Below are 21,444 nucleotides of genomic sequence, written 5' to 3' on the forward strand. Positions count from 1 at the left end.
GACGGACAACCACCGGACGTGGTCTACCGCGCCGGCACGACGATCATGCAACCCGACCAGGAGGCCCAGAGAGTAGCTTAGAAAACGCCAGATCCTGTCCAAGGATCGGGGAGCACCTCCAGGAGTCCCAATCGATTTCGTCGAGGGGTTGGAAGCAGAAGAGCAGGCTGAATGGGTTCAGGATGTCCTCGGGCGCACCCAGTATGGTCCAGTCGATCAGCAAGCAGCGTCATATATCACACTTTTGGACACAGGCATCACTTTGGCCCACCCCCTTCTTCAGCAAGCACTGGATGCCGCCGACCGACATGCTGCGGTTCCAGGCTGGGACCTGGAAGACCTTGATGGACACGGCTCCAGGATGGCGGGGGTGGCGCTCTATGGCGATCTGAGATCGCATTTGCAAAGCACCTCGGCCATCCATGTGCCACATCGCCTGGAGTCTGCGAAAGTGATCCCAGATGCGGGACAAAACCCGCACCACCTTCTGGGTGACCGAACTCAGAAAGCCATCAATGCTGTTGAAGTTGAACCGGATCGGCTCAGGACGTTCGCGTTGGCAACGACAACAGATGACGACACACCCCATAGTGGTGCTCCCACGTCGTGGTCAACGGAACTTGACCAGCTTTCTGTTGGTCGTTCGGGTATCGTCAAACAGCAAAGGCTGATTGTTGTGTCTGCGGGGAATCTCTCGCCTCAGCACGACGGGACCAACGATTACCTTTCGAAGTGCGATGATGATGACGAGGCCGAAATCGAGTCTCCTGCCCAAGCTTGGAACACCATTGCCGTCGGTGCGATGACAGAAATGAATGGTGTTGGCGGGCCCACCCATGGCTCCACACTCGCTGCGCAAGGCGACCTGGCCCCGATGTCGCGCACAGCGAGTTGGACCAAGACCTGGCCAATCAAGCCGGACATCGTGCTGGAAGGCGGCAACTGGTTCAACGACGGGTATTCCACCACGCCGAACCAGCACTCTGACTTGATGCTGGTAACTACAAGCCGGAACTACCCAGCCCGTTCATTTACTCACATTGCCGACACAAGTGCCGCGACTGCTCTGGCAGCCCGTGAGATCGCAACTCTGCGCTCCTCATATCCCAACCTTTGGCCGGAAACGATCCGTGCCCTCTATGTCGGATCGGCAAGGTGGACCAATCAGATGTGGTCTTACATCGATCCGGCAGACCGGAAGAAGAAAGGTGCCTACGATGTCATGTTCAGTCGATACGGATATGGCCAACCAAACCTTGAGCGGGCCCTTAGGAGTGCAAGGAGCGCGGTCACACTGATCGCTGAGGACCGCATACGTCCCTATGAAAACAAGGGCTCAGGACGGAAGCTCAACGAAATGCGTTTGTTTGAGTTGCCATGGCCGACCGACGTGTTGCGTGGGATGGTCGGTCAAAGCGTGACCCTTCGCATCGCGCTCAGCACGTTCATCGAACCGAACCCGTCAGAAGTCGCCCGTGGCCGAAAGAACAGATATGCCTCTCACGGGCTCCGCTTCTCCTTGAAGGGCGCAGATGAGGATGTCGAAGCATTCACCCGTCGCGTTGGTCGAACCGCTGTTGATGATCTCCAGGACGACAATGGGCCAGACAGCGGGGAATGGGATTTCGGCTACAATCGCCGCAGCGTCGGGTCGATGCACATTGATACGTTGACCATTGCGGCAAGTGACTTGGCCCAGCGAGGTGTGATTGCTGTCTATCCTGTTGGAGGCTGGTGGAAAGAGAACCGCAACGTAAACCCTGAGCGGTGCGTGGCGCGGTTCTCATTGGTGGTTGAGATCGATGCCGATGAGGCCGACGTTCACCTCTATGCAGAGGTGCAAGCCAAGGTTCCCGTCGCCGCAGCCGTCCAGGTCTGATGCCGATGCCTGTTAGCTAAGGCCGAGCACATCCTAGGGCCTTAGCCACTTCTCCATGTCCGACTAGACTGGAGAAGTGGGTATAGCGTCCTGTCATCATGCGCACCTGACCTGCGATCACTGCACGATGGACATCCGCCCGTTCAGCGTATTGCCGGACCTTGGCTGCCGAAATGTTTCCAGCGATACGGGCCAGTTCATCGCGAATATCGTCAGGGACCAACGCGCTTTGTGCCAGGGTATTCGCCTCCTGTTCCATTTTGGGATCATTGCCGAACGCGCCTGTTGCACCTTCGGTCTCATCCAGGATGATCCGTTCGTCGGCCAGGTGCCGCTCCACGTGAACGCATTCATGCAGCAGCGTGAACCAGAAGTTATCCAACCTGTCGTGTCGGAGACTCACAGCGATTGCGGGTTTGCCACTTGGAAGGCTGAAACATGCACCGTCAATGTAAGTCTTCTTCAAGCACGGAACATAGACTGCTGTGACGCCGACATCGCCCAGTCGTGCAAACGCCCGTTTCGGTCCGTCTGAATACAGGCTGAGCTTTGCTACTTCTCTGCGAAAGCCGTGCCCAACCGCGTCGGCGTCGAAATCTTGATCAACTTCAGCATTAATCGCCTCACCCATAGCCTTCATCAGCCAGGCGTTGACAGAATAGGGGTTAGGCTCTTTGTTCTCTGCACCGCGAAAGCGCACACCAGCAAAGTGCGGAGTATCAACCCGTGCAGCGGACATCAGTTTGCGAATACAAACTTCGAAGTCCTCCGCCTTCGGTTTTATACGGCCCAGCCAGCCCAGTTTGAACATCTCTGCCATCGGAAAAGACTTCCAACTCACATCGGGGCATGGCTCAGGAAGCTTGGCTTCGACCTTCCCCAGAAGCACATCCGCCGGAATGTCGAGATGCTTGTGAAGGGCCCGCATCATATCCAGGGATGGGTTCCGCTTTCCATTCAGGACCTCCGATATACGTGACTTCGGGAAGTCGATGAGTTCGGCAAGCTGGGTGCGATTGACGCCCAGTTGGTCCATGCGGAACTCTATGGCTTCAACGGGCGTGGGTAAGGCGACGGGGAAGTGCTCACGCTCGTATTTTTCAACCAGGATTGCAAAAACCTCCAGAAGGCGGGTCTCGTCCTCGTCGAGTGTATCCTTCAACATCAGCGCATCAATCTGCTCCATGGCCCATGCATGGTCAGTTTCGGTTTTGATGGGTCTGATGTTTAGCTTTTCCATGTGACTGATCCTACGTCGATATCATCGTATTCCTTGTGCGTTCCGATGAACTCGATCTTGATGACTCCAGCTTGATAGTTAATGCGGACTACAAGTCTGAAATGGTTCCCCTTGATGTTGAAGATCGTAACCCCGTTTCCTTTTCCTATTGGGCGGGCTTTGGGATAACTCCTCTTTAAGTCGCCAGGGTTCTTCCAGTCGGCCGCTCTTGCCTCTCGATACCATGCTCGAAGTGCACCAGCGGCTTCCTTCCCTCGCTTGTTCGTGATGACGAAACTCTCGATCCTTTCTATCGATATGACTTTCATCGCTAGGTTACTCATATGGTAATTTTTTCGGATTACCAAAATGGTAACACTGGGCTTCTATCGCTTGTCGTCATACTTAGCAAGCAGGTATGACAACGCCGATGATCAATGATCCCGTCCATACACGTCGTGCGCACCTTGTCTGGCGAAACCCGCACACGGGTGACGGCGAACATCAGTATGTGGTCGGAGAACTAGAGCAGAGACCACATCGCCTGGGCTTTCACTATCTGCGGGAGGACCTGCTGGCCCCCGCCATTGCCGCAGGCTTCGAAGGCTATGTCGGGCTTCCACTTCACTCGACGGAGCTTGATTTCCTTGCATCGAAGGTTTTGATCCGCCGCCTTCCACCAATCGGTCGGAGCGACTTTCCCGAACTGCTTCGCCGTTTCGGTCTGCCAACAGATCAATCCTATCCAGACCTAACTCTCTTGGCATACACGGGTGCAAAGCTATCAAGCGATGGCTTTTCTATCTGTGAAACGTTCGATGGGTTCGAGGGTGCGTTCTCATATGTCTTCGATGTATCGCGGACCCGCAGCTTCCTTGATTTCAATGAACTCGTGATTGGCGAGACCATATTGTTCGAAAATGAACCGACCAATGAAGTGAGCCCAAACGCTGTCCGGCTTTCGCGAGAGGATTGGGAGGCGGTGGGTTACATCAACCAGTTACAAGCAAAGACCGTTTGTTCCTGGTTGCAGAATGGGATCGTAAATGCGACTGTCTTTCGCGTGAACGGTCGCCTTCACTATCCTAGCCTCTTTGTCCGTGCAGACATCGAAACGAATAGCCGCGCTGCTGCGGCTTGACCGCAATTCATCGGGTCAGGAGTGGGACACTTGAGGCCCAGAAATGCTGTCCCTCGCTGTCCCACTTTTCCCTAAGTCATTGAGAAGTATAGTCAGTTAAATCCCGCCCCCGGGCACCACAAGATCCAACTTAAAACCATGGATTTCATGCGGTCCGGTGAAGGTTGCTGTCATACCGGTCGGGCGCACGGCGAGGCGGCGCACGTGTCCGGGCAGGGAGGTCACAGTTGGTCGTTCCACGTCCTCGCGCGGTTGAAAGCCGTCGAGCCCCGTGTCTAGCGTCACGGTCAAACACCCAGGCAATTTCCAAGATGAAACAACTTCCGATTTCTCCGATTGTGACCCCGCAAGGGCGACATTTGCTCGTCGATTTCCATGGCGCGACGAACCTCTATGACAGGGAAGCGGCAGAGCCGGTCTTCCGCGATGCGGCCGAGGCGGCCGGAACGACCGTGCTCGACGTCATCTTCCACGATTTCGGGCAGCGCGCGGGCTTTACCGGTGTGGCCGTGCTGGCGGAGTCGCATATCTCGATCCACACGTGGCCCGAGACCGGCTACGCCGCTATCGACATCTTCATGTGCGGTGACTGCGATCCGACGATCGCCGTGGAACATCTGCGCGGCTACTTTCGCCCCGAGCGTGAAGAGATCGCGCAGCTTGTACGGGGGGTGCCGAACGCGATCTCGGTTTCCGTCTGACCTGTTTCAGCGATACGCCATGGGGCACGCTGATCCTTTGTGGTCTGCTGGCGGTGGGCCATGCGGCGCTCGGGCCTGTCCGCAATCCGGCCGCGTTGGCCGATCTCGGTGACGCGATACTCGGCGTGCTGCGGCACGGCGGGTCGGGGCATCTGCTTTTCAATCTTGTCATGATCGCGGTCGGCGGCGCGCAGACGGAGCGCGCGATCGGTTCCCTTCGGATGCTTGGGCTCGCGGCGCTTTGCGCCGGAGCGGGGACGCTTGCGCAATACGCCGTGACCGGTCCGGCCTTCGTCGGGGCCTCGGGGATCGCCTATGGTCTCGTCTGCCACGGGCTGCTCGCCGCGGCGGGGTCGCGCGCCCGGCTCTGGCTGATCGCGGGGATCATGGCCGTGCTGTTCCTGGAGGCGCTGTTCCTGTTTGACAGGGTCTCGGTCGTCACCCATGCCGTCGGTGCACTGATCGGAGGAAGTAACGTCATGTTCGGATCGCTGTTCGGCTCGAAGGGACCGGTGCTGAAGCCAATGAAGCTCACCCATGCGGGACGGGTCGCCGCGATCATCGAGGAGACCGACGAGGACGACGCGCTCGAGGCGGAGCAGGGGTTTCTCGCCGGCGACCTCGAGGGGATGTTCGTGCTGATGCGTGGCGGCGAGGTCATCGGGGTGACCGGCTACGCACTCGACGAACAGGTGCCGGATGTGGCCTGGCTCTCCTGGACCTATCTGACCGAGGCGGAGACGGGGGCGGGCCTCGGGGGGTGGATGCTCAACGCGCTCCTTGGAAAGCTCAAGGCTCTTGGCATCCGAAAGCTGTTTATCGCGACGAGCGACTATGCCGAGGACGGTGTGCCGATCTATGCAGCCGCACACCGTATGTACGAGGAGTTCGGGGCCGAGATCGAGTTGACCGTGCCGGACTACCACGCCCCGGGCGAGGCCAGGATCGTCTACGGCCTCGAGAATCCCGAATTCGAGCATAAGCCGGAACCCGGGGAGCATCCCGAGATCGGCCTGGCCATCACCGGGGCTGCGCGGGAACCCGAAACCGACGGCACCGCGGGCCTCATCTGGGAGGGGCGGCCGGCCGGCATCGCCGGGCTCGACGACCAGCTGGAGAAGGTGCGGCGCGACGGTGCGCGGATGGCGGTGCTCGTGTTGCCAAGCGACATCTCAGAGGCGAATGCAGCGGCATTTGAGTCACATGCCTTCGGGAAGTGCGGCCGTTTGTCCGATTATTTCGCCCGAGGTCTGCATCAGGACTGGTGGTCATGCTCTTTGGAAGCCGATAGGGCGGCTACGAAAAATTAGAGGAACTTCTGCGTGTTTCAACAACTCAAATAGATTGTTTTCCTGGCTGTCGGTGGTTTCATAGTCTATTCTGTCTTCTTCGCCTCCGAGGGGGAGCAGACGGCCGATCTGGGCCAGGTTCTGGATCGTACCGAATTCGCGCTGTCGAACTATGAGGGCTATCTGACGGAGAAAGGTATCGCCGAGGTCGGGCAGGAGCAGATGGACCAGTTTACGGCCTATTACACCCAGGTTCTGAACGCCGATCCGCGCTTCTATGACCGGCCGCTCGGCCTCGAGGTGCAGCAGGATGCCACCTTCCTGGGCTTCGCCGACGCCAATTCCAACGGCGTGCAAGATGCGGACGAGGGCAAGGTTTTCACCGTCGAGATCGACGAGGAGAACAACCGTCTGATCGCGACCGACGTGGCCGGCAACGCCTCGGGCCTGCGCTTCTCCGGGACGGGCTTCCTTGCCGGCGTTCTGCTCGGCAACCTTCTCAATCGCCAGCGCGCGGCCGGTGTGACCAAGTCGAGTTTCTCAAACCGCAATGTCACGTCGCGCGCCAGCTATCAGGCCCCGTCCTCGGCCCGCTCGGGCGGCCCGCGCACCGGCAAGTAAGCTCTATCGACACGTGGGGCCCGGTCGCACCGCCGGCCGGGCTTCTTTGCGTCAAATCCACCAGCGGAGACCCGCGATGACCGAGGTTCTGACCCCGTCCAACCCCGGAACCGACGATTATTCCGACCTGCCACAGCGACAGGCGGCGATCCTCCTCGGGTCCATTCTCGTCGTTGCGCTCTGCGGGATCGTCTACGAACTCATTATCGGGACGGTGTCGAGCTATTTGATCGGCGACTCCGTTCACCAGTTCTCGCTGACGATCGGGTTCTTCATGTTCGCCATGGGGATCGGTTCCTACGTGTCGCGGTTCCTCCACGGCAACCTGATCCAGATCTTCATCCGGGTGGAGCTCGTCCTTGCCGTGATCGGGGGGCTTTGCAGCATTTCGCTCTTCATGCTCTTCCCCTTCGCGCCCTGGTTCTACCAGACGGGGATGTTTCTTTTCATCTCGACCATCGGCTTCCTCGTCGGACTCGAAATTCCGCTCCTGACGAGGGTGCTCTCACAGCGCTCGAACATGCGGGAGTCGCTCGCCGACGTGCTGTCGCTCGATTACATCGGCGCGCTGATCGGATCGGTCGCCTTTCCGCTGTTGCTGCTGCCGTCGCTCGGCCTGATTACGGCGTCCTTCGCGGTCGGGCTGACCAACGCGCTCGTCGCGCTTCTCAATGTTTTCTGGCTGCGCGACTACCTCGATCGTCCGCGCCGGATGCTCGCCTATGTCGGGCTTACGATCGTGGTGCTCTTCGGGCTGACGCTCGTGGCCTCGCGGATCACGGCCTATGCGCAGGATCATCTTTACTTCGATCAGGTCGTCTGGAAGGCGCAATCCCCCTATCAGTCGCTCGTCGTCACCAACACCTGGCGGACCGACGACGTCCGCCTCTTCATCGACGGGCACCTCCAGTTCGCCGAGGTCGACGAGTACCGCTACCACGAGGCTCTGGTCCATCCGGTTCTTTCGTGGACGCCCGGAGCACCCAAGAGCGTGCTCATCCTCGGTGGGGGGGACGGCCTCGCGGTTCGGGAGGTGCTGCGCCATCCGTCGGTGCAGCGTATCGACCTCGTCGATCTCGACCCCGAGATGACACGGCTCGGCGCGGAATTCCCGCCCGTCCGGCAGCTCAACGGCGACAGCCTCGCCTCTGACAAGGTCCACGTTCACAACCTCGACGCCTTCCGCTACGTGCGCGAGACCGATCGGATCTATGACCGGATCATCATCGACTTTCCGGATCCGCACAACGAGGCGCTGTCGAAGCTCTACTCGGTGGAGTTCTACGCGCTCGTCCACGCGATCCTTGCCGACGACGGAACGCTGGTAACCCAGAGTTCCTCCCCCTTCGCGACGCGCAACACCTACTGGACCGTGGCGCGTACGCTGGAAGAGGTCTTCCCGGAGATCGTGAGCTACCAGACGTCGGTGCCGTCCTTCGGGATCTGGGGCTTCCACATGGCGTCGAAGGTGCCCGACGGGACGCTCGGGGCCCTGCCTGACAGTCTCCGCGCCCTGACACCCGACGCCTTTGAGGCGGCGCGGACGTTTTCGTCCGACCTCATGCCGACGAAGACGCTGGAGGTGAATTCGATCTTCAATCCGACGATTTATCGACGTTACGCGGAAGATCGCAAACGACTCTGACGGATCGATGCGGGATTAGCCCGGCGCGGGGTGGGTCTTGTATCCGGCGCTTGCGCGGGGCCGCGCCCGTGATCTCCAGAGATTCCGAGAAGGGCCGACAGGTTTCGATGTCATTCTGAACATGTGAAAGTTTCGAAATTTTCTCCAATACCGTTTTGGAAGGGAGGACGATTCGGTGGGCGAGAAATCGGTCAATCTGAAGGCTCTGGCGCGCTATCTCGGTCTGACGGTCAGCACGGTCAGTCGAGCGCTCAACAACTATCCCGACATCAGCCCGGCCACGCGCGAGCGGGTCAAGCGCGCCGCGGACCAGCTGGGCTATCGCGCCAATCAGAACGCCCGCCGTCTGTCGATCGGCACCCCTGAAACCGTCTGCTATTTGATGCCGCGCCAGGCGAGCGCGAACGCGCAGCCTTTCGTCGCCCAGCTTCTGGCCGGACTCGGAGAAGCCCTGAACGAAAGAAACTGGGATCTGCTCGTGTGCCAGGCGGATGCCTCGGTCGGGGATCTGTCCAATATCGAGCGGCTCGTGCGCTCGGGTCGGATCGCCGGGCTCGTGATTTCGCGGCCGCTCAAGAACGACCCGCGCGTCAAGCTGATGCAGCAGCTCAAGTGCCCCTTTGTCGTGCACGGCCGGACCGCCGAGAGCACGGACTACGCCTGGTACGACGTTGACGGCGAGGATGCCTTCGTCACGGCGGTCAACCATGTCGCGCGGTTGGGGCACCGACGGATCGGCTTCATCGGGGCCCCGCTCCAGTTCCATTTCGCGCAGGAGCGGCTGGACGGATTCCAGCGAGCGCTGGGCCACAACGGACTTGCGAGCGATCCGGATCTTGTGCAGATCGCGGAGTTCACCGACGGGGGGGGCAGCGGCGGCCGGCATTCTGATGGATCTGACGGATCCGCCGACGGCTCTCGTCTGCGTGACCGACATGATGGCGCTCGGCGCGCTCGAGGCTCTCCATGCGCGCGGCCTCGTGCCGGGGGAGGACGTGTCCGTGATCGGCTACGACGGCCTTCACTTCGGCAAGCATGCCAATCCGCCGCTCACCACGATGGCACAGCCCCAGTCGCATGCGGGACGGCGTCTCGGCGACATGCTCCTGTCGATCATCGACGGAGCCGATCCTACCGGATTTCAGGAATTGCAGCGCGCACATCTCGTGCGCCGGAAGACGGATGGACCCGCGCGGAGGAAGGCGGGTCCGACAGACGTTTCATCAAGGGAGGAAACACAATGAAACGGACAAGAACACTCGTCGCTGGCTTTCTGGCCTCGATGCTACTGGGCGGCGCTGCCTGTGCCGATACGATCCGCTTCTGGACGATGGAGGTACAGCCTGAACGGATCGCCGTGCAGGAAGAGATGGCCGCCGCCTTCGAGGCCGCGACGGGCCACACGGTCGAGGTGATCCCAGTCGAGGAGTCGGACATCCAGACTCGCGCCACCGCGGCTTTTGCCACCGGCGATCTGCCCGATGTGCTCAACCATACCGTCCAGCATCTGCTTCCCTATGCCGAGGCGGGTCTGCTCGACACGCCGCCGCGACCGAAGTCGTCGAGGATCTCGGCGTGGAGAGTTTCGCGGAAGACCCCGTGCGGATGGCGATGTCCGACGGGGAGATCGTTTCGGTGCCGAGCGACGGCTGGACCCAGCTAATCGTCTATCGTGCCGACCTCTTCGAGGAGATGAACCTGGAGGCACCGACGTCCTTCGATGCGATGAAGGTCGCGATGGAGAAGCTGCACAACCCGCCGGAGATGTACGGTTTCGTCGCCGCGACAAAGATCGATGAAGGATACATGATGCAACTGATTGAGCATCTGTCGCTGGCGACAGGCTATTCTCCGATCAACGCGGACGGGTCGATCAACGAGGACACGACCAACCTCGTGCAGTTGCTCGAGCTCTACAAGGCGATGGTCGAGAATTCGCCCGAGGGCGATCTCTACTGGTCGCAATCGCGCGAGCTTTACCTCGATGGCAAGGCCGCGATGGTGATCTGGTCCCCCTCGATCCTCGATGAGCTCGGCGGCCTCCGCGACAGCGCGCCGGTAACGATCTCGGACGATCCGACGACGAAGGAACTGGCGCAGGCGACCGGTTTCTCGACCGTGATCTCGGGCCCCGGAAATTCCGACGGAGCAGCCTATGCCGACGTCCGTTATCTCGGCATCACCGCCGATGCGAACACCTCGGTCGCCCAGGAATGGGTCAAGTTCGTGGTTTCCGAGGGTTATGGCGACTGGTTGAGCCAGGCCCCCGAAGGCAAATTCCCTGTCCGGCGCGGCACCGAGGCCGGCGACACGTCCTACGAGGCGGTCTGGGCGGCGCTCGACGTGGGTGTGGACCGCAAGGCCCCGCTCTCCGACATCTACCCGCAGCAGGTCATCGACGACATCGTCGCGGGCCTCTCGGTGGGCGATCGCTGGGGTGTGGCCGACGGCCAGCTCGTGAACGCATCGACGATCGTGAACAGCCAGATCATGTCCCGCGTCATCCGAGAGATGACCGATGGCGAGCTGACGGTGGAGGAGGCCGCCGACAAGATCGTGGCCGAACATAAGGCACTCGGCCTCTGATCGAAGCCGATGCGGCACGGATATCCCCCGCGCCGCATATCCCCCGAGCGGACCAAAGCCATGACGCAGAATACACCCCCGAAAGGTCTCGGCCCCCTGGCCAGGCGCGAGATGCGCTTCTGCTGCCGACATTTCTGATCGTCCTGTCGGTGGTCCTCTTCCCGCTCTTCGCCAATGTCTGGATCAGTTTCAAACCCGTGACACTGGGCGATCTGCGCGCGCCGTCGATCCTTGCGAACGAGCGTCTGATGGGCGACCTGGAAGTCGTCGGCGACGAGGCCGAGATCCGCTACCGTCTTCGCAATTCCTCACGCAAGAGTGGTATTGACGACGTTGTGATGGCCGATGTCCTGCCGCGTGATCTGGAGATCGTGTCGGTCGACGCGCGATGCACGCTCGCGGACCGTACGATCCGATGCGACCTCGGCGACTACGCGCCCGGACAGCGCGAGGACGTCCTCGTCGGGGTCGCGGCCACGTCGGCCTTTCTCGACGCGCCCGAGGACGTGAAGGACACCGATCCGGTTTTCGACTATGTGCCGGAAAATATCCTGACGAACGACGATTTCACGCTCGAGAACTTCCGCCGCGTCTTCAACGCCTCGGATTTCTGGACCGTCCTCTGGGCCTCCATGTACTATACCGTCGCGGGCACTGTCGGCGCGCTGGTCATGGGTCTCTTCGCGGCGCAGCTCATGAACATGGCATTCCCCGGACGCAGCGTCCTGCGCGGGCTGTTCCTGTCGCCCTATGTGGCCCCGGTCATCGCGGTGGCGCTGGCCTGGGTGCTTCTCCTCGATCCGGGGCCGGGCGGCACGCTGAACGCCCTGCTCGTGCAGCTCGGCGTGACGGATGGCCCGATCAACTTCCTTGGACAGCGGGCCGTCGATATCCGGTTTTTCGGGCTGACCTTCGAGTTTCCCGTCGCCCTGACCGTGGTCATCATCTTCGAGATCTGGCGTTATTTCCCTCTGGCGATGCTCTTCATCCTGGCGCGGATGCAGTCGATGTCGACCGACATATACGAGGCGGCCGAGATCGACGGCGCGACGCCACTGCAGCAGTTTCGCTTCATCTCCCTGCCGCAGCTGATGGGGATTATGGCCGTGCTCTTCCTGCTGCGCTTCATCTGGACCTTCAACAAGTTCGACGACATCTTTCTGCTGACCGGCGGTGCCGCGGGCACGCGGACGCTGACGGTGAACGTCTACGAACAGGCCTTCGCCGTCTCGAACCTCGGTGCGGGTGCGGCCGTCGCGGTCGTGGTGTTTCTCGTGCTCCTCTGCTTTTCGGTCATCTTCTTCAAGTTCTCGCCGGAGGACGAAGCATGACCCGTCCCGGCAATATCTTCTTTCTCTGTCTCGGCTTCGGCGCGCTCTGGGGGGCGATCTGGACGATCATCGTGACGCTGCTCGCGCTCTTTGTGTCGGGGATCGCGTTCCAGCCGCAGGTGACGTCGGGGGCGCTGGCGGGCCTCGTCGCCGCGATTCTCCTCGTATGGCACAGGCCAGCGCGCCGCACGCCGGCGCTGCGGATGCTGTCGGGGCTCGCCTTCGTGCTGGTGCTCGCTGCCGTGTCCGGCGCGGAGCCGCTTGGCCAGCCGCTGGGTCGATACGCCTTCGGTCAGCTCCTCTTCGTCGTGATCCTCGCCGCAGCGGTGGTGCAGTCTCTCCACATCACCGCCCGCGACCTCGGGCCGGGTCGGGAGAAGCGCTACAATGTCGAGGTTCTCTGCCTGCGGTTCCTCAAGGGCGGTGGGCTGGTCGCCTTTACCATCGCCGTCGCCTTGCCGTTTTTCGTCATGGTGATGATGAGCCTGAAGAATCAGCAACTCCTGCTCTCGAATCCGCTCGATTTCTCGATCGACTTCGGACTGGGGGCCGGCACGCTCCTGAGATCCTACATCGAGCTCTTCTCCGAGTATCGCTTCGGCACCTACCTGCTCAATTCGACGCTCGTTTCCATCGCGACGGTGGCGATTACGCTCTTCTTCGCAGTGCCCGGGGCCTACGCTGTCGCGCGTCTGCGCTTTCCGGGGCAGAAGTTCCTCAGCCGCTCTATCCTGCTGATCTACATGGTGCCGATGATCGTGCTGGTGATCCCGCTTTATGCGATCTTCTCGCAGCTGGGCCTGCGTAACACGCTCTGGGGTCTGCTCTTCGTCTATCCGGCCACGACGATCCCGGTAGCGCTCTACATGTTGCAGGGCTACTTCCGCGGCATTCCCGCCGAGCTTGAGGAGGCCGGTCTGATGGACGGGCTCGGCCGGTTCGACGTGATCCGCAAGATCACTTTGCCGCTGGCGCTTCCGGCGCTCGCTTCGGTCGCCCTCTACGTCTTCATGATCGCGTGGAACGAGTTCCTCTTCGCCTTCATGTTCCTCGACAACGTCGATCTCTACACCCTGTCGCGGGGGATCGCCGAGTTGAACTCCTCGGAAGTACCGCGCCAGCACCTGATGGCCGGGGCGGTGATCGCGACGGTCCCGGTGCTGGCCCTGTTTCTGTGGTTCGAACGGTTTCTCGTGGCCGGCCTGACGGCTGGTAGCGTGAAAGGCTGACCCCCATGATCCTGACCGAAAGAGCGATCGAGATCCTGAACCGGAACGACCGCGGCGGGTTCACCATCCCGACCGAGGGCCTCTATCCCTATCAGTGGAACTGGGACAGTGCCTTCGTCGCGCTGGGGATCGCGACCTACGACCCCGACCGCGCCTGGGCCGAGATCACCTCCCTCCTCGCAGGGCAATGGCCCGACGGGATGATCCCGTCCATCATCTTCCGCAGCAACGATCCCGACTACTTCCCCGGCCCCTCACGCTGGGGCAGCACACCCGGGCCGATCCCCTCGACGGGGATTTCGCAGCCGCCCGTGCTGGCGACCATCGTGCGCAAGCTCACCGGAGGGGCACAGGGACGCGCGCGACGGGCGGAGGTCTTCGACGCGATCCTGGCCTGGCATCGGTGGTTCCACGCGGCGCGCACTGTCGCCGGCATCGCCACCACGGTTCATCCTTGGGAAACCGGACGCGACAATTGTCCCGAATGGAACATCGGTCTTGACGGAATGGCGGCCGCCCCGGACCTCGAGCCCTATACGCGGATGGACAACAAGCATGTCGATCCTAAGTTTCGTCCAAGTCAGACGCAGTACGACAAGTACCTCACGATCGTACAGTTCGGCGCGAGCGTCGGTTGGGACCAGCGGCGACTGACCGACGAGGGTCCGTTCCTGATGGCGGATCCGAACATCCATTTCGTGCTCCTGCGCGCCGACAAGGATCTGCGGGCCATGGCCGTCGCCCTTGGTCTGCCACAGGCGACGCTCGATGAGATCGACGGCTGGATCGCAAAGGGCGAGGCTGCCACAGATACCCTCTGGAACGAAGAGATCGGGGCCTTCACCGCACGCGATATGCGCTCGGGCCGCTTCTCGCGGGGGTTCAGCAATTGCAGTGCGCTTTGCTTCTACGCCGGCACCGGCACGGTCGAACAGCGCGCGCGCACTCTCGCCCATATAAAGCGGATCGCCGCGCGGGTGGACCATATGCTGCCGAGCTGGGATCCCGATGCGCCCGACTTCGAGGCGCAGCGCTACTGGTGCGGCCCGCTCTGGCCCCAGATGAACTACATGACCGCACAGGGTCTTGCCGAGCAGGGAGAGGCAGGTATGGCGGCGCGCGTGCAGGACGACCTATGCCGGGTCATAGAGAAATCCGGGTTCTGGGAGTGCTTCAACCCGCTCACGGGCGAAGGCTGCGTCGGCAATCGCTTCTCTTGGACGGCGGCGATCTGGCTCTCTTGGCAGCACGAAAAGAAACTGAAGGGAGCCGCCTGAGCGGCTCGGCAAAGAGGACAGACCAGTGGGTGCGATAAGTCTCAAGGCCGTCGAGAAATGGTTCGGCGACGTGGAGGTCATCAAGGGCATCGACCTCGACATCCGCGACGGGGAACTGATTATCTTCGTCGGGCCGTCCGGCTGCGGGAAATCCACGCTCCTGCGGATGATCGCCGGCCTCGAGGAGACGAGCCGGGGCCGGATCCTGCTCGACGGTGCGGACGTGACCCACAAGGTTCCTTCCGAGCGCGAGTTGTCGATGGTGTTTCAGTCCTATGCGCTCTACCCGCATCTCTCCGTCGCGGAGAACATGGGGTTCGCGCTCAAGACGGCTGGCGCGTCGAAGGGGGAGATCGCCGAGAAGGTCGGGAATGCCGCCGACATCCTGAAGCTCGATGAATATCTGGAACGCCGGCCCAAGGATCTCTCGGGCGGGCAGCGGCAACGCGTGGCGATCGGCCGTGCCATCGTGCGCAAGGCCAAGGGGTTTCTCTTTGACGAGCCGCTGTCGAACCTCGACGCCGCCCTGCGGGTCGACATGCGCTTCGAGATCGCCCGCCTGCACAGGACGCTCGAGAGCACGATGGTCTACGTGACCCACGATCAGGTCGAGGCGATGACGCTCGCCGATCGCATTGTGGTGCTGAAGGGCGGCCGTATCATGCAGGTCGGCAGTCCGCGCGAATTGTACGAGGCCCCCGATAATGTCTTCGTGGCGCAGTTCATCGGGTCGCCCAAAATGAACCTCGTGTCCTGCACGACCGAAGGGGAGAACTTTTTTCTCGGAGATGGCGGCACCGGCCCGTTGCCCGGCCCGCACCAGTGCGGAGCTGTCCGGCTGGGCGTGCGTCCCGAACATATCGAGGTCGTAGCGCCAGGGCAGGGGCAGTGCGGCGGCGTGGTGCAGATGAGCGAATACGTCGGCGCGGATTACTTCCACTACGTCGATTGCGGCGAACTCGGCCGGATCACCGTCCGCTTGCCCGGGTCTGCGGCAGAGATCGAAGGGCAGCGGGTGGGCTTGCGGTTCGACACCGACCGGCTGCATTTCTTCGGGGCCGATGGACAGCGGATGTGAGGATCAGATGAAACGCTCCGAGATCAATACAATCCTGGCGCAGGCCGACGAGATGATGCGTCGCTTCGGGTTCGTGCTGCCGCCCTTCGCTCGCTGGAGCCCGGCGACCTTCGAGGCGAAGGCCGATCGTGCGCGCCACGTGATCGACGCGCGCTGCGGCTGGGATATCACCGACTACGGCGCGGGCGATTTCGGCCGGATGGGACTCTTTCTCTTCACGCTGCGCAACGGTCTCCTCTCCGACCTGACGCGGGGCGGCGGCATGTGCTACGCCGAGAAGCTCCTGATCTCGCGGCAGGATCAGCTGTCGCCGATGCATACGCATGTGTTGAAGGCCGAGGATATCATCAATCGCGGCGGCGCGACGCTCGTGGTGGAATTGTTCGGCAGCGACGACGGCGGGAATTTCGCCGAGGATCGCGGCGGGCAGGTCATGTGCGACGGCATCCTGCGGGATTTCGCGCCGGGCGAGAGGCTGGCCTTGGCACCTGGGGAGAGCGTGACGCTGCGGCCGGGCGACTGGCACGCCTTCTGGGGCGAGGGCGGGGACGTGCTCATCGGCGAGGTCTCGACCGTGAACGACGACGAGACCGACAACATCTTCCGCGATCCCATCGGACGCTTCGCGACCATCGAGGAGGACGAGCCCCCGATGCACCTCCTCGTCAGCGACTATGCGACCTGGCTCGGCTGACCGTCTGAGCCGCAGCGCAGATGCTTGGGGCGCGGGCCAAACGCTCCGGGCACGAAGGTGTGTTCGAGAAATCCGGTCGATCCCCGTCGATCCCGTTCGGCGCGCGATCGCCGAGAGAACACATCCCCAAAACCGCCCGCTGACCGTAGCAGCGGCAGGTAACGTATGCCTGAACGTCAGTCGCGCTCCATCGCGCGCGCGGCCTCGCGCATGAGGCTCTCGGCGGTGAAGGGTTTCTTGACGACGGGGGCCTCGGGGTAGCTTTCGAGGACCGAGGCGACATCGCCGTAGCCGGTCGCGAGAACGAAGGGGACGCCTTTCGACCGCAGGTGCTCGGCGACGGGCAGGGAGGTATGCCCCCCGAGGTTGACGTCGAGCACCGCGAAGGTGACCTCCACCTCCTCGAGGAGCCGCAGCGCCTCCTCCGCCGAGGCCGCCAGGCGGACATCCTCCGCGCCGGCGTCCGCCAGGATGTCCGAGGCGTCGAGCCCGATCACCATGTTGTCCTCGAGGACGAGGACGTTCCCCGAAAGCTGCGCCACCGGTGCGTCGTCCGCCTGGGCGGGGGCGGTGTCCGTCTCCGTGTCCTCATCGGCCGCCGAGACGAAGCGCGCGGGCACGAGGATATCCGCCTCGAAGCCGCTGACCTTGAAGCGCGTCTCGATCTTGCCCTTGAGCTCGAAGGGGATCGTCCGCTCGATGATGGTCGTGCCGAAACCGCGCCGCTTCGGGGCCTGCACGGGCGGTCCGCCGCGCTCGGTCCAGCCGATGGCCAGTGTGCCGTCCTCTTCGATCCGCAGGTCGATGAGAACCTGGCCCGTCGGCTCGGAGAGGGCTCCGTACTTCGCGGAATTCGTGACCAGTTCGTGGACCACGAGCGTGAGCGTCGAGAAGGCCTCGGGCACGAGGAGCGGGGCATCGCCGGTGATCTCGACACGTCCCGTGGGCGTCCCGGCATAGGCGTCGGCCTCGAGCCTGATGAGGTCGCGCAAGGAGCAGGCGGACCAGTCCGTCGATGTCAGCTGGTCGTGCGCGCGTGCAAGGGCCTGGATCCGTCCGTCGAGGACGGAGGTATAGCTCGCCACGTCAGACGCGCCGTCCTTGCTCTGGGACACGAGGCCCTGGATCAGGTTCAGGATATTGCGGACACGGTGGTTCAGTTCAGCGATCAGCACTTCCTGCTTTTCGGCGGCGGTCTGGCGTTCGAGGTTCGCTTCGTCGGCGAGCTTCAGGACGATCTCGATCAGTGACACGCGCAGCGCCTCCGCCGCGCGCCTCTCGCGGTCGCTCCAGGGTTCGGACGTGCCGCGCACGACCTCGTTCCAGGCGTCGAAACTCTTGCGCGGGGTCAGGCGGATGCCGTTCGGTCCGACCTCGACCGGCTTTTCCGGATTACCCGCCCACCGCACGGAGCGCGCGATCTCCTTGCGGAAGAAGATGATGTAGTCCCGCGGCGTCCGGGAAATCGGAACCGCCAGAAGTCCGGCCGCGCGATCGCCGAAGGTCTCGGCCGCGGGATAGCGGGCGAGGATGTTGTTGGTCGCATAGACCGTTCCCGTCGGTGCGGTGTTGAGGAAACGGGCCAGCCCCCTGAATTCCTCCCCGGTCGGCGTCGCGCCCCGCATCCGGATCTTGCCGCCGGAATACACGGCGACCCCGTCGCTGCGCACGATCTGTCCGAGTTCCTCGGCGATGGTGTCGAAGCTGTCGACGAGGTCGCCGCCCGAGGACAGCCGGACCATCAGCCGGTCGTGCAGCTCCCGCGCGGCGATCTCGTCCGCGTGGGCACGTGCCTCGATCAGACCCGACAGCTCGTAGGAGAAGAATTGCGCGAAGAGTTCGATCGCCGTGCGCCGCTCGTAGTCGATGTAATGGGCGCTGCGGTGGTGGCAGGCGAAGAGCCCCCAGAGCGCGCCATCCTTGATGATCGAGACCGACATGGAGGCCGCGACGCCCATGTTGCGCAGATACTCGAGATGAATGAGCGACACCGCCCGCGTCACGGCCAGCGACAGATCCAGCGGCTCGCCGCTCGCGCTCTCGGCCGGCAGAATCGGCGCAACCGGGGCATTGACGTCGGCGATGAGCCGCAGCGGGCTGCGCAGGTAGAGCGCCCGCGCCTGCTGGGGGATGTCGCTCGCCGGGTAGCGGAGCCCGAGGTAAGGCTCCATTCCCGTCGAGCAGGTCTCGGCGATCACCTCTCCCGAACCGTCGTCGGCGAAGCGATAGACCATGACCCGGTCGAACCCCGACAGCGCCTTCAGGCCCCGCGCCGCCTCCCGCGCGGCTTCGAGGATGGTCTCGCCCCGGCGCACCCGGGCGATCAGCGGTTGCACCATCGACAGGTCGTCGCGGCCGCGGGGTTCGGCCTTCGGTTCGAATTCGAAGACGAAGGAGGAGCCGGAGATATGGATCGAGATGTCGAAGAGCGTCCCGGTCTTGAGCACGTCATAGCCGAAGAGCCGCGCCACCCCGCTGCCCGATGCGCTGATCTGCAGTTTGGTGCGCAGGTCGTGGACGGTCTGTTCCGGCAGAAGGTCGGGCATCCGCCGGCCGATGGCGGCCTCGGGATCGAAGCCGAGCAGTGTCTCGCAGTTCGACGAGACGTGGTTGACCATGAGATCCGCGGAGGTCGAGATCAGGCAGCCGTACCCCTGGACGTTGCCGAGGATGTGGATCGGCTCGCGGTCGCAATTCGTCAGATCGACCTTGGTATCGGCGGGAAGGGGACGTTGGGTCATGGGGCCGGCGCGGCCTCCCTTGTGGCTTGGGCGTCGATGGCCTTGACCGCCCGGTGGAAGAGATCGAAGAGCCGTTTGGTGTCGTGGACCAGGGTCTCCGCCTCTGCGCTGTCCACCGGTACGGCGGAGAGCGCGGCACAGACCGTCCGCCAGCGTCCCGATTCGCTGGGGGCGGTGAAATAGTTGCGGGCCCGGGCGACCGCGGGGTCGCGTGTCTCGGCCCAGCGGCGCGCCAGCAGGCGCGTGCCCATCCGCGATCCCTCGAGGACGTAGTCGAGCGCGAGCGGCCCGAGCGGCCCGGGCGGCGGAAGGCACAGATGCGACCGGGCAGCACCAAGAACCGCGAGATCGGCGCGCAGGGCGCGGCGCGTTCGGGCGAGGAGACGGTCGGCGGAGGTGCCGCGTTCCGCACAGGTTTGCATGGCATCGAAACACGCCAGATGGATCTGCAGGAAACGCGACAGGTCCGGCCGCACGGCCGGATCCAGAGGGGAAAGCAGGGCATCGACCCGGTCGTGGTCGACGCGCGTTCTGGCTCTCAAAGCCTTTCGAAAGTCACGGTCCAACGCAAGAAACTCGTCTTTAACGTGAGTGGTGAAACGACCCGTGTCAGGGTCGACCTGTTTGCAGTGAGCCTGATGCTACATGTTTTCGAAATTCATTCAACGGGATGTGCCGGGGCGCCGGGTATTTTCCCGACGTCAGGCCGCCAGGTCGGGCGCGACTCAAGTCAATCCCGATTCGCGCAATTGGTGTTGCCGGCACGGTTTTCCTCCACTTTGCAAAGACGCCCTCCGTGCGAAACCGCGCGAAGGGCGCGCGCATGGGTTGCGCGACTCGGCGGAGGTCCGTACATTCCATTTATCAGAATGTAGTTCTGCATAGTGGAATTAAGGGAGGAAAGACCATGGTATCCGGAGGTTTCAAGCGGATGATGCTGACATCTGCCGCGCTTTGCCTTGCGACGGCAGGGGCGGCGATCGCCGAGACGCGGTTGATCCTGGGGGAGGCAGGGCCGAACCGCGGGGCGCGCGCCGCCTCGCTGCAGCATTTCGTCGACGAGGTGACGGCGCGCACCGACGGGGAGGTCGTCATCGACGTTCAGTGGGGCGGGGCGCTCTTCAAGGCGAACGCGGCCGTGGGCTCCATCGCCGACGGTGTCGCCGATCTCGGCACGATCATCTCGGTCTACTTCCCGCAGGAGATGGTGGGTTACGGCATCGCCGACCTGCCCGTTCTGAACTCGGACGCCTGGGTGGGCATGCGCGCGACCGACGAGCTGATGCGCAACTCGGAAGCCATCCAGGCCAGCCTCGCCGATCAGAACCTCGTCTACCTGGGCACCTTCACGACCTCCGCGGTCAACATCGGCTGCAAGGATGCCGCGATCCGCTCGGTCGAGGACATCGAGGGCCTGAAGGTGCGTGGCGTCGGGGCCTATGGCGACACGTTCCGCGACTTCGGGGCGAACATGGTGCCGATGTCGATCTATGATGCCTACCAGGGCCTCGACACCGGGCTCCTCGACTGCTCGCAGGGCTATTCCTATGCCGTCGGCGCGCTCAAGCAGGAAGAGGTGATGACCTCCTACACGCTCCTCAACTGGGGACAGGTCGGCGCGCTCGGCATCTTCATCAACAAGGACGTCTACGACGGTCTTTTGCCCGAGGTGCAGACCGCGATGGGCGAGGCCGGCGTCGCCATGGCCGACAAGCTGGGCGAACTCATCACCGCCGACAACGAGGCGGCCATCGAGAAGATGCGGGAAGCCGGTGTCGAGATCATCGAGCTCGACGAAGCCGAACGCGATCAACTGGTGGAGAAGGGCGCGGCCTACGTCGAAGCCTGGGCCGAACGTGCGGGTGGCGTCGGTCTCGACGGGGCGGCGCTCCTCGAGGAATACGACGCGCTGATCGCCAAATACACCGCCGAGCGGGACGAGCAGGGCTACCCCTGGACCCGCTGATCGCCTGAAACCGTGACGGCGCGCGGCCCGAAACGCCGCGCGCCACG

18 protein-coding genes and 2 pseudogenes are annotated in these 21,444 nt (G+C 62.7%); 15 read left to right on the plus strand and 5 right to left on the minus strand.

The annotated features are described in order from the left end of the window. Nucleotides 1-148 precede the first annotated feature (148 nt). Complete coding sequence (locus tag HSX43_RS15960; RefSeq protein ID WP_179381135.1) at nt 149-1,879, plus strand: S8 family peptidase; 1,731 nt, start codon at nt 149-151, stop codon at nt 1,877-1,879. Between the two features lie 16 nt (nt 1,880-1,895). Here HSX43_RS15960 and HSX43_RS15965 read toward each other — a convergent pair whose 3' ends face one another. Both HSX43_RS15965 and HSX43_RS15970 read right to left on the minus strand, forming a co-directional pair. Continuing rightward, on the minus strand, nt 1,896-3,119 hold the full coding sequence (locus tag HSX43_RS15965; protein ID WP_179381136.1) for a helix-turn-helix domain-containing protein: 1,224 nt from the start codon (nt 3,117-3,119) through the stop codon (nt 1,896-1,898). Then, entirely contained in the window at nt 3,107-3,427 is a 321-nt protein-coding gene (locus HSX43_RS15970) for a type II toxin-antitoxin system HigB family toxin (RefSeq protein WP_208454640.1), read from the minus strand. The genes HSX43_RS15965 and HSX43_RS15970 overlap by 13 nt, the downstream gene beginning before the upstream one ends. A gap of 101 nt (nt 3,428-3,528) precedes the next feature. Between HSX43_RS15970 and HSX43_RS15975 the strand changes: the two genes are divergently transcribed. The 6 genes and pseudogenes from HSX43_RS15975 to HSX43_RS16010 all read left to right on the plus strand — a co-directional run bounded on the left by HSX43_RS15975 (nt 3,529) and on the right by HSX43_RS16010 (nt 9,739). After that, complete coding sequence (locus HSX43_RS15975) at nt 3,529-4,239, plus strand: HIRAN domain-containing protein (RefSeq protein WP_179381138.1); 711 nt, start codon at nt 3,529-3,531, stop codon at nt 4,237-4,239. A gap of 359 nt (nt 4,240-4,598) precedes the next feature. Further along, nucleotides 4,599-4,940 (plus strand): adenosylmethionine decarboxylase, encoded by a 342-nt coding sequence (speD, locus tag HSX43_RS15980; protein WP_208454641.1) that lies wholly within the window; start codon nt 4,599-4,601, stop codon nt 4,938-4,940. A gap of 95 nt (nt 4,941-5,035) precedes the next feature. Next, the gene (locus HSX43_RS15985) at nt 5,036-6,250 is read left to right on the plus strand and encodes a rhomboid family intramembrane serine protease (protein ID WP_179381140.1); all 1,215 of its coding nucleotides are present in this window, start codon (nt 5,036-5,038) and stop codon (nt 6,248-6,250) included. Between the two features lie 201 nt (nt 6,251-6,451). Beyond that, entirely contained in the window at nt 6,452-6,850 is a 399-nt protein-coding gene (locus HSX43_RS15990) for a hypothetical protein (protein ID WP_179381141.1), read from the plus strand. Nucleotides 6,851-6,926: 76 nt separating this feature from the next. Then, nucleotides 6,927-8,495, plus strand: a complete 1,569-nt coding sequence (locus HSX43_RS15995) for a polyamine aminopropyltransferase (protein ID WP_179381142.1) — start codon at nt 6,927-6,929, stop codon at nt 8,493-8,495. A gap of 175 nt (nt 8,496-8,670) precedes the next feature. Continuing rightward, a pseudogene (locus HSX43_RS16010) lies at nt 8,671-9,739 on the plus strand (LacI family DNA-binding transcriptional regulator). A gap of 41 nt (nt 9,740-9,780) precedes the next feature. Here the strand turns inward: HSX43_RS16010 and HSX43_RS19955 are convergent. Then, the gene (locus tag HSX43_RS19955; RefSeq protein WP_328795454.1) at nt 9,781-10,002 is read right to left on the minus strand and encodes a hypothetical protein; all 222 of its coding nucleotides are present in this window, start codon (nt 10,000-10,002) and stop codon (nt 9,781-9,783) included. Between HSX43_RS19955 and HSX43_RS19960 the strand changes: the two are divergent. The 7 genes and pseudogenes from HSX43_RS19960 to HSX43_RS16040 form a co-directional block, all read left to right on the plus strand. Next, a pseudogene (locus tag HSX43_RS19960) lies at nt 9,913-10,158 on the plus strand (hypothetical protein); the annotation flags it as partial. The gene HSX43_RS19955 and the pseudogene HSX43_RS19960 overlap by 90 nt on opposite strands. Next, nucleotides 10,071-11,081 (plus strand): ABC transporter substrate-binding protein, encoded by a 1,011-nt coding sequence (locus tag HSX43_RS16015; protein WP_328795443.1) that lies wholly within the window; start codon nt 10,071-10,073, stop codon nt 11,079-11,081. The pseudogene HSX43_RS19960 and the gene HSX43_RS16015, both read left to right, overlap by 88 nt. Nucleotides 11,082-11,230: 149 nt before the next feature. Next, a complete protein-coding gene (locus HSX43_RS19965) occupies nt 11,231-12,412 on the plus strand; it encodes a carbohydrate ABC transporter permease (protein ID WP_328795444.1) in 1,182 nt (393 codons plus the stop codon). Further along, complete coding sequence (locus HSX43_RS16025; protein ID WP_179381143.1) at nt 12,409-13,641, plus strand: carbohydrate ABC transporter permease; 1,233 nt, start codon at nt 12,409-12,411, stop codon at nt 13,639-13,641. Before HSX43_RS19965 ends, HSX43_RS16025 begins: the two co-directional genes overlap by 4 nt. A gap of 5 nt (nt 13,642-13,646) precedes the next feature. Continuing rightward, a complete protein-coding gene (locus HSX43_RS16030; RefSeq protein WP_179381144.1) occupies nt 13,647-14,918 on the plus strand; it encodes an MGH1-like glycoside hydrolase domain-containing protein in 1,272 nt (423 codons plus the stop codon). A 25-nt stretch (nt 14,919-14,943) separates the two neighbouring features. Continuing rightward, nucleotides 14,944-15,996 (plus strand): ABC transporter ATP-binding protein, encoded by a 1,053-nt coding sequence (locus HSX43_RS16035; protein ID WP_179381145.1) that lies wholly within the window; start codon nt 14,944-14,946, stop codon nt 15,994-15,996. 7 nt (nt 15,997-16,003) lie between these two features. Continuing rightward, on the plus strand, nt 16,004-16,690 hold the full coding sequence (locus HSX43_RS16040) for a D-lyxose/D-mannose family sugar isomerase (protein ID WP_179381146.1): 687 nt from the start codon (nt 16,004-16,006) through the stop codon (nt 16,688-16,690). Between the two features lie 176 nt (nt 16,691-16,866). Here HSX43_RS16040 and HSX43_RS16045 read toward each other — a convergent pair whose 3' ends face one another. Together HSX43_RS16045 and HSX43_RS16050 are read right to left on the minus strand one after the other, a co-directional pair. Beyond that, nucleotides 16,867-19,431 carry an HWE histidine kinase domain-containing protein gene (locus tag HSX43_RS16045; RefSeq protein ID WP_179381147.1) on the minus strand — a complete coding sequence of 855 codons (2,565 nt, stop codon included), beginning with the start codon at nt 19,429-19,431 and terminating at the stop codon, nt 16,867-16,869. After that, nucleotides 19,428-19,973, minus strand: a complete 546-nt coding sequence (locus tag HSX43_RS16050) for a heme oxygenase-like domain-containing protein (RefSeq protein ID WP_179381148.1) — start codon at nt 19,971-19,973, stop codon at nt 19,428-19,430. The genes HSX43_RS16045 and HSX43_RS16050 overlap by 4 nt, the downstream gene beginning before the upstream one ends. Before the next feature lie 365 nt (nt 19,974-20,338). Here HSX43_RS16050 and HSX43_RS16055 point away from each other — a divergent pair, with 365 nt between their 5' ends. Further along, entirely contained in the window at nt 20,339-21,397 is a 1,059-nt protein-coding gene (locus HSX43_RS16055; protein ID WP_235962701.1) for a C4-dicarboxylate TRAP transporter substrate-binding protein, read from the plus strand. Nucleotides 21,398-21,444: the final 47 nt, after the last annotated feature.

The organism is Jannaschia marina (assembly GCF_013404595.1).
Taxonomy (GTDB): domain Bacteria; phylum Pseudomonadota; class Alphaproteobacteria; order Rhodobacterales; family Rhodobacteraceae; genus Jannaschia; species Jannaschia marina.